Here is a 12,177-nt window from a genome sequence, read left to right on the forward strand (position 1 = left end):
TGACGCGTACCGCAAAGCCTTTCGAGTCCCGTACCCTCGTAGGGTTCGGAACTTCACAAACCGGGCAGATCGGTGTGGTGTGCGTCACCTATGGCTGGGATCCGCTGCCTGGAGTTGCGGCGACACGGCCGGGATCGTCACCGTTTCGGCGGTCTCGACGGCCGGGTACTTGCGCGATCCGTCCCGCCCGTGTGGACTACGGCCAATGCTTCGCGCACGCGCGTGGCTTGAACTTCCCCAAGCTCCAGGCTTCGCCCGAGCAGGGGGAGACCCCATTACCGAACATGATCAGGAGGCAACCCGTGAGCGCGACCGCGGACCACGCGGAGGAGCGGACGAGCCTGGCCGCCAGGCTGGGATTCCAGCCCGAGCAGGTGGTCCAGGAGATCGGCTTCGACGACGACGTCGACCAGGAGCTCCGCTCGGCCATTGAAGAAGTAATCGGCAGCGAGCTCATGGACGAGGAGTACGACGACGTCGCCGACGCCGTGGTGCTCTGGTTCCGAGACGACGACGGCGACCTGACGGATGCGCTGGTGGACGCCACCACGTACGTCGAAGAGGGCGGCGCTGTCCTGCTGCTGACGCCGAAGACCGGCCGAGACGGTTATGTGGAGCCCAGCGACATCGCCGAAGCTGTGACGACCGCGGGTCTGTCCCAGACCAAGGGCATCAGCGTGGGGAAGGACTGGAGCGGCACGAAGCTGGCGACGCCGAAGACGGCAGCCAAGAAGCGCTGAGCCGCAACCGAGGCCAGGAGGCCCCCGCCGACATCCGTCGGCCGGGGCCTCGTCCATGGGCGGGCGGGAGCGCTGCGTAGGGTGGGCGTCACCCGAACAGCCCGACGGAAGGGATGCAGGATCATGGCGATCGAGGTCGGCGACAAGGCCCCGGACTTCGAGCTCAAGGACAACCACGGCGCCACCGTGAAGCTCTCCGACTTCCGTGGCGCGAAGAACGTGGTGCTGCTCTTCTACCCCTTCGCCTTCACCGGTGTCTGCACGGGCGAGCTGTGCGCCCTGCGCGACAACCTGCCGAAGTTCTCCGACCGCGACACCCAACTGCTCGCCGTCTCCAACGACTCCATCCACACGCTGCGCGTCTTCGCCGAGCAGGAGGGCCTGGACTACCCGCTGCTGTCCGACTTCTGGCCGCACGGCGAGGTCTCGCGCGCGTACGGCGTCTTCGCCGAGGACAAGGGCTGCGCGGTGCGCGGCACCTTCGTCATCGACAAGGAGGGTGTCGTCCGCTGGACCGTCGTCAACGCCCTGCCGGACGCGCGCGACCTGAACGAGTACGTGGCGGCCCTGGACACCCTGTGACCCCCTTGTGATCCCGACACTCTGGGATTCTTCACGCCCAGGGCCTGCGGCAGTGGGGAACCCCTCACTAGGATCGACACGTTGATCCGATACCAACGCACTACGGGGCTCCCCGCCCCTGGACACCAATGGGAGGACTCGTGGGAGTCAGCCTCAGCAAGGGCGGCAACGTATCGCTTTCGAAGGAGGCGCCGGGCCTTACCGCGGTCATCATCGGTCTGGGGTGGGACGTCCGTACCACCACCGGCACCGACTTCGACCTCGACGCCAGCGCCATCCTGGCGGGCACGGACGGCAAGGTCACCAGTGACGCCAACTTCGTGTTCTTCAACAACCTGAAGAGCCCGGACGGCTCGGTCGAGCACACCGGGGACAACATCACCGGTGAGGGAGAGGGCGACGACGAGCAGATCAAGATCAACCTCGTCGGCGTACCGGCCGACATCGACAAGATCGTGTTCCCGGTGTCGATCTACGACGCCGAGAACCGCCAGCAGTCGTTCGGCCAGGTGCGCAACGCGTTCATCCGCGTCGTGAACCAGGCGGGCGAGGCGGAGATCGCCCGGTACGACCTGTCGGAGGACGCCTCGACGGAGACCGCGATGGTCTTCGGCGAGCTGTACCGCCACGGCGCGGAGTGGAAGTTCCGTGCCATCGGCCAGGGATACGCCTCGGGCCTGCGCGGCATCGCGCAGGACTTCGGCGTCAACGTCTGAGCCACTTCGGGATCGACGTCCGATCCACTGTCGGGGTCGACGTCCGACCCCGAGCCGCTTCATCATTTACCGTCCGGCGCCGCACACTTCCAGTGCGGCGCCGGACGTGCTCGACAACCCAATGGCTTGACCGGGGAGGACCAGGATCATGGGCGTCACGCTCGCCAAGGGGGGCAATGTCTCCCTCTCCAAGGCCGCACCGAACCTCACACAGGTGATGATCGGGCTCGGCTGGGACGCGCGCTCCACCACCGGAGCCGACTTCGACCTCGACGCCAGCGCACTGCTGTGCAACTCGGGGCGGGTGCTCGGCGACGAGTGGTTCATCTTCTACAACCAGCTCAAGAGCCCGGACGGCTCGGTCGAGCACACCGGTGACAACCTCACGGGTGAGGGCGAGGGCGACGACGAGTCCCTCCTGATCGACCTCTCCAAGGTGCCCGCCAACGTCGACAAGATCGTCTTCCCGGTCTCGATCCACGACGCCGACAACCGGGGCCAGACCTTCGGACAGGTCAGCAACGCCTTCATCCGCGTCGTCAACCAGGCCGACGGCCAGGAGCTCGCCCGCTACGACCTCTCCGAGGACGCCTCCACGGAAACAGCGATGATCTTCGGCGAGGTCTACCGCTACGGTGGCGAGTGGAAGTTCCGGGCGGTGGGTCAGGGGTACGCGTCGGGGCTGCGGGGCATCGCCCTGGACTTCGGGGTCAACGTTTCGTAGAACCGGGTCCGCGGGAGGCACCCCGGGTGATGACTCCGGTGATGTCGGAGGGTCGGCCGCCGTGTTCCGGAAGCAGGGTCTCCGGTGTGGCTGAAAGTGCGTCACCGGCGTCCGCACCCTCTGGACCTGCGACTCTCCGGGTGAGGTGGCCCGGCCCTCTCGTCCGGAGGGTCGGCCCTCTAGACTTTGTGGTCAATGTTTCGTAAAGCCGGGTACGGCGGGGGGAAACCCCCTCCGGACTTCGTCCGGGGGTAACCCCTCAACTCATGATTGGGTAGCCAGTGGTTCTGAAAACCTTCGGCTGGTCGTTCGCGGTCACCGCGCTCGGCTTGGTCGCAGCGGTGCTGATCGGCGGATGGACCGCGTTCGGGATCGTGCTGATCCTGTCCATCCTCGAGATCTCGCTGTCCTTCGACAACGCGGTGGTCAACGCCGGAATCCTGAAGAAGATGAGCGCCTTCTGGCAGAAAATCTTCCTCACCATCGGCATCCTGATCGCCGTCTTCGGAATGCGGCTGGTCTTCCCCGTCCTGATCGTCGCGATCAGCGCCTCGCTCGGCCCCATCGAGGCGGTCGACCTGGCACTGAACGACGCGAACCGTTACGAGGAACTGGTCACGGACGCCCACCCGTCGATCGCGGCCTTCGGCGGTATCTTCCTGTTGATGATCTTCCTCGACTTCATCTTCGAGGACCGTGACATCAAGTGGCTCCACTGGCTGGAGCGCCCGCTGGCCAAGCTCGGCAAGGTCGAGATGCTGTCGGCCTGCATCGCGCTGATCACCCTGCTGATCACCGCGCTGTACCTTGCCCCGAAGGCGCACCTGCACGCCGGGTCCGCCGACAAGGCGGAGACGGTGCTGCTCTCCGGCGTCGCCGGTCTCATCACGTATCTGGTCGTCGGCGGGCTCTCCGGTTTCTTCGAGAACCGCCTCGAGGAAGCGGAGGAGCGCGAGCACGAGGCCGAGGAGGAGGCCAAGCAGGAGGGCAAGAAGGTCACCGGCATGGCACTCGTCGGCAAGGCCGCCTTCTTCATGTTCCTCTACCTCGAGGTCCTGGACGCGTCCTTCTCCTTCGACGGTGTCATCGGTGCCTTCGCCATCACCAACGACATCATCCTGATGGCACTCGGCCTTGGCATCGGCGCCATGTACGTCCGGTCGCTCACCGTGTACCTGGTCCGCCAGGGCACTCTCGACGACTACGTCTACCTGGAGCACGGCGCCCACTACGCCATCGGCGCCCTCGCCACGATCCTGCTCATCACCATCCGTTTCGAGGTCAACGAGATCATCACCGGCCTCATCGGTGTCATCCTGATCGCCTGGTCCTTCTGGTCCTCCGTCCGCCGCAACCGGGCGATCGCGGCGGCCGAGGGAAAAGCTGAGTCCTCGGGCGAGAAGGCCGAAGTCTCGTCCGGGGTGTGACACCGGTCCGTGTGAGGAACGCTCTGTGAGGGGCGGCCGCCGAGGGAGTCCTCGCGGCCGCCCCGGCGTATTGGTCCGGTTCTTCGGCAAGGTGAACAGGTAAGCGTGGGGGCGGGAATGAGCTTCTGGGAAGGCTTGTGGCGCGGCGGGCGTTCGACGCCGTTCGACTCGGGCAGCGCGGCGTCCAACTCCATCGAACTGACCAAACGGAACCAGACGATCTCACTCACCAAACAGGGTGCGGCCAACGGAAACCTGCGCATCAACCTGTCCTGGCGGATGCGCACTTCCGACATAGGCGGCGCCCAACGGGGCAGCCTGCTGCGCCACCCCTTCCAGGCCTTCAAGCCGGAAGTGGTGCAGGCGCACACCCAGAGCATGGTCAACGTCGACCTCGACCTGGGCTGCATGTACGAGCTCACGGACGGCACCAAGGGCGTCGTCCAGCCGCTGGGCAGCTTCTTCGGCGAGCTCAACTCCGCGCCGTACGTGAAACTCAGCGGCGACGACCGCTTCGGCTCGGGATCGGGCGAGACGATCTTCGTCAACCTCGACCACCGCGACGAGATCAAGCGGCTCCTGGTCTTCGTCTACATCTACGACCAGACCCCCGCGTTCGACCGTACGCACGCGATCGTGACCCTCTACCCGAGCAACGGCCCCCGGATCGAGGTGGGCCTCGACGAGCGGCATCCGCAGGCCAGGTCCTGCGCGGTGGTCATGATCGAGAACGTGAAGAACGAACTCGTGGTGCGCCGCGAGGTGAAGTTCGTCTACGGCTTCCAGGCCGAGCTCGACCGGCTCTACGGCTGGGGGCTTCAGTGGGGGCGCGGGTACAAGGCGAAGGCCGACCGCTGACGTGGCGCTGCCGCTGGGCTTGGCGGGGGTGCCTCAGGGCTCGGTTCGTCAGGTTCGTTGGCGGCTGCGGGTTGTGCCTGGCTGGTCGCGCCCACGCGGCGGAGCCGCACATGTCACAGCCTCGCGCCCCTTTGGGGGCCTTGGGGCACCCCTAGCGCCCCTAGCGGCCGAGGAACTGGGGGCCCTGTGGGGGGAGCTTGAAGTCGGGGTCGGGGAGGGCGCCCACCGGCTGGGGGTAGCCGTAACCCGACTGTGCGGCCGCTGCCGGCTGGGGTGGGGCTGTTTGTGGGTAGCCGTAGGCAGGCTGGCTGGTGGGCTGGGGGTAGCCGTACGCCGGCTGGGCGGCGGGTGGCTGTTGGCGGGTGGGCTCTCCGGCCGGGGCGGCCGGGGGATAGCCGTAGGACGGCTGCGCGGGCTGTGGGGGCATCTGGGGCAGCTGGGTGGGCTGCTCGGGCGGCAGCGGCTGCGAACCGAGGGGCGCGCCGGACGCCGGCTCCTCCTCGGGGTCGGGCTCTTCCACCGAGATGCCGAAGTCGGACGCCAGACCCTCCAGACCGTTCGAGTAGCCCTCGCCGAGTGCCCGGAACTTCCAGCCCTCTCCGCGCCGGTACAGCTCGCCGCAGATCAGCGCGGTCTCCTTGCCGGTCGTCGGCTTGATGTCGAAGTGCGCCAGCGGCTCACCGTCCGCGAGCGTGGCGTCGTACAGCAGGATCCGCAGGGCGCTGACCCGGTCGAAGGTGACGCCGTCGGCGGAAGCGACAAGGAGAATTCGTCCCACACCGTTGTCAACGCCCGCCAGATCCGACTGAATCGTGTCGGTGAGACCCTCGGCGACGCGCTTCTTGCCGAGTCGCCAGACCTTGCCCGAGGGGTGCCGGGGCTGGTTGTAGAAGACGAAGTCCTCGTCGGATCGCACACGACCGTCGGGGCCGAGGAGCAGCGCGGAGGCATCCACGTCCGGGACACCCCGTCCCGGCGTCCAGCGCAGCACGGCGCGCACCGCAGTGGCGTCCAGCGGGACGTTCGACCCCTTCAGCATCGCGTGCGTCATGCGGTCATCCTGCCTTCTCGGTCCTGGTCACGACAACGCGGGGGTGTCCTCTCGCCGGGCCTGACAGGCGGGCGGACGACACAATGGTGTTTGTCTGCGTTACCTGAATTTCATGCCCGGTGGGAACCCTTGACATGGATCTCTACGTACTATTACCGGCCACATATCGTCAGGCCTTCTAGCCGCCCCGGGGGAGACTCATGCGTCATTTCGGGCACATCGCCCCTGAGGTGCGGGAGCGCCTCTTCCATCAGGAGCCGTGCGTCTTCACCGCGGACTCCCCGGCCAGAGTGCTCGCCGCGGCTCTCGGAGCCACCCTCTACAGCCCCGCGACCAGACCGAAGCTGGCCGACGACATCGTGAAGCAGACCGGCCGCGGCGTCGTCTCGATGGTGCTGTGCCTGGAGGACTCGATCGACGACGCGGAGGTCGACGAGGCCGAGGAGAACCTGGTCCGGCAGTTCGAGGATCTGGCCGAACGCTGCCCGGAGACCGAGCTTCCACTGCTGTTCTTCCGGGTCCGAGCGCCCGAGCAGATCCCCGACCTCGTCCGGCGGCTCGGCTCTTCCGTACGGCTGCTGTCCGGATTCGTACTGCCGAAGTTCACCGAGGAGCGGGGAATCCCGTTCCTGGAGGCGCTCACCGCGGCTGAGGCCGCGAGCGGGCGGCGGCTGTTCGCCATGCCCGTTCTCGAATCGCCCGACCTGCTGTACCGGGAGTCGCGGGCGGACACCCTCGCCGGGATCTTCCGGGCAGTCGACAAATACCGCGACCGGGTGCTCGCGCTGCGGCTCGGCGTCACCGACTTCTGCTCGGCGTACGGGCTGCGCAGGGCGCCCGACATGACGGCGTACGACGTGCAGATCGTGGCGTCCGTGATCGCGGACGTGGTGAACGTGCTCGGACGGGCCGACGGCACCGGTTTTACGGTGACCGGACCCGTGTGGGAGTACTTTCGGGTGCAGGAGCGCATGTTCAAGCCGCAGCTGCGCCGGAGCCCCTTCACACCGGAGGCCGAGGACCTGCGCACCGCGTTGATCGAGCACGACATGGACGGGCTGCTGCGCGAGATCTCGCTGGACCGGGCCAACGGTCTGCAGGGCAAGACCTGCATCCACCCCTCGCACGTCCTGCCCGTGCACGCCCTCTCCGTCGTCAGCCACGAGGAGTTCAGCGACGCCCAGGACATCCTGCGGCCCGAGCGGGGCGGCGGGGGTGTGCTGCGGTCCGCGTACACGAACAAGATGAACGAGGTGAAGCCGCACCGCGCCTGGGCCGAGCGCACCCTCCAGCGCGCCGAGGTCTTCGGCGTCACCAACGAGGACATCGGCTTCGTGGAGCTGCTCGCCGCCGGAATCCCCGGCTGACACACGCTGAGACACAAGGAATCCATGGACAACGCTGTGAACGACGGGACCGAGGCCGGGACCGGATTCGGAACCGGAGACCGCCTGGAGACCGGAGACCGCCTTGGGGCCGGAGACCGCCTGGAGACGGGAGACCGGCTTGGGGCCGGAGACCGCCCGGGGACGGGCGCCCGGCCCAAGGCCGGCGTCGGCTCCGGCACTGGCTCCGGGGCCGGATCCGTGGCCGGGGGCGGCTCGGGCACTGGCTCCGGGGCCAGGGGCGAGTCCGGGGCCGGAAACGACGTCCGGGTCCGGGCCGGTGTCTGGTCCGGGGCGGGATTCCGGCCCGGTACCAGGGCTGGGGCTGAGGCCGGGGCTCGGTCCGCGGCCGACGCCGGAGGCCCGTCCGGGGGGCGCGGCGGGGCCGACGGCGAGGTCTGGTCCGGATCCTGGGTCGCCGAGCGGCTCGGGGTCGAGCTCCTCGGGGACGAAGGGCTTGGGGAGCTGCTGGGGCTGGCGCTCCGGCGTAACCCCAAGCGGGCGCATCTGCTCGTGTCGAACGTGCTGGGCAAGCACGTACCGCAGTCGCCCGCCGTCGTGTACGGGTACGGGTTCGCGCTCGGGCTCCGCGTGCGCGCTCTGCTCGGTGAGGACGAGGCTCGGCGGGCCGTCGTCCTCGGGTACGCCGAGACGGCCACCGGGCTCGGCCACTCGGTCGCGGACGGCGTGGGCCTCGCGCCCTGCCTCCACTCGACCCGGCGCCCGGTCGACGGCGTCGCGCGGGCGGGCGGCTTCGAGGAGTCCCACTCGCACGCCACCTCGCACCTGCTGCTCCCGGAGAACCCGGACCTGCTGGCCGACGACGGCCCGCTCGTCCTCGTCGACGACGAGTTCTCCACCGGCAACACCGTCCTCAACACCATCCGTGACCTGCACGAACGCTATCCGCGCGGCCGGTACGTCATAGTCGCCCTGGTCGACATGCGCTCGGCCGCGGACCTCGGACGCCTGGAGGACTTCGCCCGCGAGATCGGCGCCCGCGTCGACCTCGTCACCGCGGCGAGCGGGACCGTACGGCTCCCCGAAGGGGTACTGGAGAAGGGGCAGGCCCTGGTCACGCGGTACGAGTCCGCCGGGCGCGCGGATGCCTCGGCCGGGACCGGAGCGGGGCCCGCCGAGCCGGCGGCCCCGGTCGAGTCCGGCGGGGGCTCTGTCGGTCAGGCGGTGTTCGCCGAGCCCGGTGCCGACGCCGCCGCGCAGTCCGGGTCGGCCGGGTCGGCCGATCCGGGGCGAGCGGCTCACAAGGCCGCCCCGAGCGTTCCGGCGGCGCCCGGCATGCCGCCCCTGCGTGTCGAGCTCGAATGGCCCGTCGGGATACCCGACGGCGGCCGGCACGGCTTCACGCCCGAGCACCGCGGACGGCTGGAGCAGGCCCTGCCCGCCATGGCCGGGCGGATCGCCGACGCGCTGCCGGACGGCGCCCGCCGCGTCCTCGTGCTCGGCTTCGAGGAGCTGATGTACGCCCCGCTGCGGCTCGGTGTCGCCCTGGAGAAGCTGACCGACGCCGAGGTCCGGTACTCCACGACCACCCGCTCCCCGGTGCTCGCCGTCGACGACCCCGGCTACGCGATCCGCACCCGGCTCGTCTTCCCCGCCCACGACAACCCGGCCGACGGCCCCGGCGAGCGCTACGCCTACAACGTCGCGGGCGCCGGTTTCGACGCCGTCGTCGCCGTGGTCGACTCCGCCGCCGACACCCCCGAACTGCACGCTCCCGACGGCCTGTTGGCGCGGCTCGCCGCGCACACACCGAGCGTGCTGCTCGCCGTCGTCCCGTCGTACGTCCCCGCACGGCCGTCCACCGAAAGGCCCTCCATGCTGCCCGAGCCCCTCCGCGGCCCCGACTTCTCCTCGTACGCCCCAGACGAGGTCGGCTGGCTGCTGCAGGATCTCTCGGACACCCGGCTGGAGGCACCGACGGAGGAGCGCGAGGAGGCCATCCAGAGCGGCGGCGCCCATTACGCGGAGTCGCTCCCGGTGGAATACCAGCCGAGCCCCCAGTACCAGGAGCTTTTCCACAGCGCGCTCGCCGCCTCGGCCACCCGCATCGCCCAGGCGGTCGGCGTCGTCACGGAGACCGTGCTGGCGGAACGCTCGCCGCGCCCCGGCGGCGTTGTCCTCGTATCGCTGGCCCGCGCCGGCACCCCCGTCGGTGTGCTGATGCGCCGCTGGGCGCAGCACCGCCACGGCCTCGACCTGCCGCACTACGCCGTCTCCATCGTGCGTGGCCGCGGCATCGACGCCAACGCGCTGCGCTGGCTCGCCGCCCACCACGACCCGGCCGACGTCGTCTTCGTGGACGGCTGGACCGGAAAGGGCGCCATCACCCGCGAACTCGCCCAGGCCATCGAGGAGTTCGAGACCTCCGACGGCATCACCGGCTTCGACCCGGAGATAGCGGTCCTCGCCGACCCCGGTTCCTGCGTGCGCACGTACGGCACCCGTGAGGACTTCCTCATCCCCTCCGCCTGCCTCAACTCGACGGTCTCCGGGCTCATTTCGCGTACGGTGCTCCGCGCCGACCTGGTCGGGGAGCACGACTACCACGGCGCGAAGTTCTACCGCGAGCTCGCCGGCACGGATGTCTCCGTGGCCTTCCTGGACGCCGTCTCGGCCCGCTTCGGCGAGGTCGAGGACGCGGTGGACCATCAGGTCAAGGAGCTGCTCTCCACCGACCGCACCCCGACCTGGGTGGGCTGGGCGGCAGTTGAGCGCATCAGCGAGGAGTACGGGATCCACGACGTGAACCTCGTCAAGCCCGGCGTCGGCGAGGCGACCCGGGTACTGCTGCGCCGCGTCCCCTGGAAGATCCTCGCCCGGGCCGGAGCGGGCGCCGACCTCGACCATGTACGCCTGCTCGCCGAACAGCGCGGCGTACCCGTCGAGGAGGTGGCCGAACTCCCGTACACCTGTGTCGGGTTGATCCACCCCAAGTACACGCGCGGAGCGACCGGCGCCGACGGCAAGGCGGTGACGGTCTGATGACGAACGCCGACCCGATGCCGAACGCCGCCGACCCGATGCCGAGCCCTGGCCTGACGACGAATCCGGGTCTGACGACGAACCCTGGTCTGATGACAAACCCCATCCCCTCTCCCAAAGTGCTCGTTGCCAGTGACCTCGACCGCACGCTCATCTACTCCGCCGCCGCGCTCGCGCTGACCATGCCCGACGCGCGGGCGCCCCGGCTGCTCAGCGTCGAGGTCCACGAGAGCAAGCCGCTGTCGTACATGACCGAGACCGCGGCCGGACTGCTCGCCGAACTCGGCGACGTGGCCGACTTCGTGCCGACCACGACCCGAACCCGCAAGCAGTACCAGCGCATCCAACTCCCGGGCCCCGCCCCGAAGTACGCCATCTGCGCCAACGGCGGCCACCTCCTCGTCGATGGTGTCTCCGACGAGGCGTGGCACGCCCGCGTGACCGAGCGGCTCGCCCGTGAGTGCGCCCCGCTCGACGAGGTGCGCGCGTACATGGAGTCCACCTCCGACCCGGCCTGGGTGCGCAAGCACCGCGTCGCCGAGGACCTCTTCGCGTACGTCGTCGTCGAGCGCGAACTGCTCCCCGAGGACTGGGTGAAGGAGCTGGCCGTCTGGGCGGAGAACCGCGGGTGGACCGTCTCCCTCCAGGGCCGCAAGATCTACGCCGTACCGAAGCCGCTCACCAAGAGCGCCGCCATGCGCGAGGTCGCCCGCCGCACGGGAGCGACCCTTGCGCTCGCGGCCGGCGACTCCCTCCTCGACGCCGACCTGCTGCTCGCCGCGGACCGCGGCTGGCGTCCCGGCCACGGCGAACTGGCCGACGTCGGATGGACGGCCCCCGGTATCACCTCTCTTCCGGAACGGGGTGTCGCCGCGGGCGAGCGGATCCTGCGGGAATTCCTGCGGGAGGCTCGATAGGGGCTCCGGCGGCTCCGGCGGCTCCGGCGGACGATGCTGCGGGTGCGTCCCGTTCCTTCTCCACCGGGACGCGGCGCCGGCCGCCCCGTCCCGGCCTGAACAGCCGTATGCCCGCGAAGAGCAGCACCGCGAGCACCGCCGCGACCAGTACCACCTTCGAGTACGCCGACACATAGCCGCTGACCTCCGTCCAGTTCTCGCCGAGCAGATAGCCGGCGAGAACGAAGACGGTGTTCCAGATCGCGCTGCCCAGCGTGGTCAGGCCGAGGAAGACGGGCAGCCGCATGCGCTCGACGCCCGCGGGCACGGATATCAGGCTGCGGAAGATCGGGATCATGCGCCCGAAGAACACGGCCTTGGTGCCGTGCCGGGCGAACCACGCCTCCGTCCTCTCTATGTCCGCGACCTTCACCAGCGGCAGCCGGGCCGCGACCGCCACCGTGCTGTCACGGCCGAGCAGCGCCCCCACGCCGTACAGCGCGAGCGCACCTATGACGGAACCGGCCGTCGTCCACAGCAGTGCCGCGAACAGGTTCATCTGCCCGGTGCTCGCCGCGAACCCCGCGAGCGGCAGGATGACCTCGCTGGGCAGGGGCGGGAAGAGGTTCTCCAGGGCGATGGCGATCCCCGCGCCCGGCGCCCCGAGCGTGTCCATGAGGCTGTTGATCCACTGAGGCGCGCCGCTGTCCGCCGCGACGCCGGCTGCGATGGCTGTCATGCAGCTCACGCTAGAAAATCGAAGCTGAAGAGACCCTGAGGTCGACCGCAAGGTTC

The 12,177-nt window shown here is 69.3% G+C and carries 11 protein-coding genes; 9 read left to right on the forward strand and 2 right to left on the reverse strand.

Annotated features, from left to right (window positions below; translation table 11 throughout):
* Nucleotides 1–302: 302 nt before the first annotated feature.
* The 6 genes from GAS53_RS28580 (at nt 303) to GAS53_RS28605 (ending at nt 5,047) form a co-directional block, all read left to right on the forward strand.
* Entirely contained in the window at nt 303–740 is a 438-nt protein-coding gene (locus GAS53_RS28580; protein WP_055519877.1) for a DUF3052 domain-containing protein, read from the forward strand.
* A 123-nt stretch (nt 741–863) separates the two neighbouring features.
* Nucleotides 864–1,322 (forward strand): peroxiredoxin, encoded by a 459-nt coding sequence (locus GAS53_RS28585; protein ID WP_151480597.1) that lies wholly within the window; start codon nt 864–866, stop codon nt 1,320–1,322.
* A gap of 140 nt (nt 1,323–1,462) precedes the next feature.
* Entirely contained in the window at nt 1,463–2,038 is a 576-nt protein-coding gene (locus GAS53_RS28590; protein WP_151480598.1) for a TerD family protein, read from the forward strand.
* Between the two features lie 148 nt (nt 2,039–2,186).
* A complete protein-coding gene (locus tag GAS53_RS28595) occupies nt 2,187–2,762 on the forward strand; it encodes a TerD family protein (RefSeq protein WP_151480599.1) in 576 nt (191 codons plus the stop codon).
* A 281-nt stretch (nt 2,763–3,043) separates the two neighbouring features.
* Nucleotides 3,044–4,189: a DUF475 domain-containing protein gene (locus GAS53_RS28600; RefSeq protein ID WP_151480600.1), complete on the forward strand. Its 1,146-nt coding sequence runs from the start codon at nt 3,044–3,046 to the stop codon at nt 4,187–4,189.
* A 117-nt stretch (nt 4,190–4,306) separates the two neighbouring features.
* On the forward strand, nt 4,307–5,047 hold the full coding sequence (locus GAS53_RS28605; protein WP_151480601.1) for a TerD family protein: 741 nt from the start codon (nt 4,307–4,309) through the stop codon (nt 5,045–5,047).
* Between the two features lie 160 nt (nt 5,048–5,207).
* Here GAS53_RS28605 and GAS53_RS28610 read toward each other — a convergent pair whose 3' ends face one another.
* Entirely contained in the window at nt 5,208–6,098 is an 891-nt protein-coding gene (locus tag GAS53_RS28610; protein ID WP_151480602.1) for a TerD family protein, read from the reverse strand.
* A 200-nt stretch (nt 6,099–6,298) separates the two neighbouring features.
* On the opposite strand from GAS53_RS28610, the gene GAS53_RS28615 reads away from it, so the two are divergent.
* The 3 genes from GAS53_RS28615 (at nt 6,299) to GAS53_RS28625 (ending at nt 11,403) form a co-directional block, all read left to right on the forward strand.
* Nucleotides 6,299–7,465: an HpcH/HpaI aldolase/citrate lyase family protein gene (locus GAS53_RS28615; RefSeq protein WP_151480603.1), complete on the forward strand. Its 1,167-nt coding sequence runs from the start codon at nt 6,299–6,301 to the stop codon at nt 7,463–7,465.
* Between the two features lie 24 nt (nt 7,466–7,489).
* Nucleotides 7,490–10,486 carry a phosphoribosyltransferase gene (locus GAS53_RS28620; protein ID WP_225859136.1) on the forward strand — a complete coding sequence of 999 codons (2,997 nt, stop codon included), beginning with the start codon at nt 7,490–7,492 and terminating at the stop codon, nt 10,484–10,486.
* A gap of 92 nt (nt 10,487–10,578) precedes the next feature.
* Nucleotides 10,579–11,403 (forward strand): HAD family hydrolase, encoded by an 825-nt coding sequence (locus GAS53_RS28625; protein WP_151480604.1) that lies wholly within the window; start codon nt 10,579–10,581, stop codon nt 11,401–11,403.
* On the opposite strand, the gene GAS53_RS28630 is transcribed toward GAS53_RS28625, so the two are convergent.
* A complete protein-coding gene (locus GAS53_RS28630; protein WP_192583328.1) occupies nt 11,330–12,121 on the reverse strand; it encodes a DedA family protein in 792 nt (263 codons plus the stop codon). The two genes, GAS53_RS28625 and GAS53_RS28630, sit on opposite strands and share 74 nt — an antisense overlap.
* Nucleotides 12,122–12,177 lie beyond the last annotated feature (56 nt).

The organism is Streptomyces albicerus, from assembly GCF_008905045.1.
Lineage (GTDB): Bacteria > Actinomycetota > Actinomycetes > Streptomycetales > Streptomycetaceae > Streptomyces > Streptomyces albicerus.

Excerpts from the sequence above, each read along its gene's own strand:
- GAS53_RS28585 (WP_151480597.1), top strand. The coding sequence starts at position 864 with ATGGCGATCGAGGTCGGCGACAAGGCCCCGGACTTCGAGCTCAAGGAC.
- GAS53_RS28595 (WP_151480599.1), top strand. The coding sequence starts at position 2,187 with ATGGGCGTCACGCTCGCCAAGGGGGGCAATGTCTCCCTCTCCAAGGCC.
- GAS53_RS28605 (WP_151480601.1), top strand. The coding sequence starts at position 4,307 with ATGAGCTTCTGGGAAGGCTTGTGGCGCGGCGGGCGTTCGACGCCGTTC.
- GAS53_RS28610 (WP_151480602.1), bottom strand. The coding sequence starts at position 6,098 with ATGACGCACGCGATGCTGAAGGGGTCGAACGTCCCGCTGGACGCCACT.
- GAS53_RS28615 (WP_151480603.1), top strand. The coding sequence starts at position 6,299 with ATGCGTCATTTCGGGCACATCGCCCCTGAGGTGCGGGAGCGCCTCTTC.
- GAS53_RS28620 (WP_225859136.1), top strand. The coding sequence starts at position 7,490 with ATGGACAACGCTGTGAACGACGGGACCGAGGCCGGGACCGGATTCGGA.
- GAS53_RS28625 (WP_151480604.1), top strand. The coding sequence starts at position 10,579 with ATGACAAACCCCATCCCCTCTCCCAAAGTGCTCGTTGCCAGTGACCTC.
- GAS53_RS28630 (WP_192583328.1), bottom strand. The coding sequence starts at position 12,121 with ATGACAGCCATCGCAGCCGGCGTCGCGGCGGACAGCGGCGCGCCTCAG.